This is a genomic window from Flavobacterium sp. RSSB_23, from assembly GCF_051547145.1.
GTDB lineage: Bacteria > Bacteroidota > Bacteroidia > Flavobacteriales > Flavobacteriaceae > Flavobacterium.
This window is the reverse complement of the sequence record NZ_JBPTTO010000039.1, coordinates 1-1,040: the sequence shown is the minus strand read 5'-3', so window position 1 is coordinate 1,040 and position 1,040 is coordinate 1. Positions and strand designations below refer to the sequence as shown.

At 41.7% G+C, this 1,040-nt stretch carries 1 protein-coding gene; it reads right to left on the bottom strand.

What is annotated here, in order from left to right; all coding sequences use genetic code 11:
- The coding region (locus tag ACSVH9_RS16255) for a hypothetical protein (RefSeq protein WP_438064621.1) at positions 1 to 1,040 on the bottom strand (1,040 nt) is incomplete at both ends.

Here is a 1,040-nt window from a genome sequence, read left to right as displayed (position 1 = left end):
GGTACTTGTACAGTTGGTTGTGGTATTTCTCGCTTCCACATAATACGTATAATTTCCAGTGGCAGTTACGGTAGGTGTAAAATTCAAGGCATTAGTCAAAAACGGAGCGCCACCAGTTTGTGTTGTATACCAATCAGCGGTTTCTTGCGCAGCTACACTCACACTTAGCGTTGGATTATTTTGTCCTTCACAAATAGTTTGGTTGGCACTTGCAATAGGAGTAGCAACAATTGGACAGCTACAATCAGGTGCAGTAATTGGTATCGCTTCATTGCATCCGCCAGCAACATTGGCATTGATAGTAATGTTTGTTCCAGCAGGAATATTAGTAATACCAGAAGCGCTTACGGTACCTACATTTGGAACAACGCTAATGTTTGTTCCCGCAGTGGCATTAAAAGTAACCGAGTAGGTAAGTAGGTTAGCAGCACAAGTTGTATTGGTAATAGTAAGTAGCGGAGCAGCTTTAATTTCAAGTGCAACAGGAGTTCTTGCTGTACTAGTACAAGAATTGCTATTGTTTTGAGCATAAAAAGTAGTCGAGCCAACGCTATTCCAAGAAGGAGAAGCAATTAGGTTACCTCCAGTTGGAGCATCATACCAAGTAATAGTTCCACCATCTGGTGAAGTTGCTACTGGAATAAGAGTTTGAATCGGATTGGTTTGACACACGGACTGATTTCCAGCAGATAGTGGTAAAGCAGGGTCTGTTATGGTTACGGCAAGTGGATATCTAGTACTGCTTTCACAAGCGGATAGGGTTTGAGAGGCATAATAAGTAGTACCATTTACTAGAGCAGTTGTTGGATTAAGAGGAGTTCCACCACTCGGATTGGCATACCAAAGTATAGAAGTTCCAGAGGCTATTAAGTCACTAATGGTTCCACTATTGCAAACGATTTGATTGCCTGAACCACTAGGAGCAGGCGTTTTTGTGATGGCTACTGCTACAGCAAATCGGCTAACACTTTCACAAGCTAATCCATTAGTTGCAGTTTGTGTTGCATAATAAGTTGCATCAGTAAGTGGAGTAGTATTTA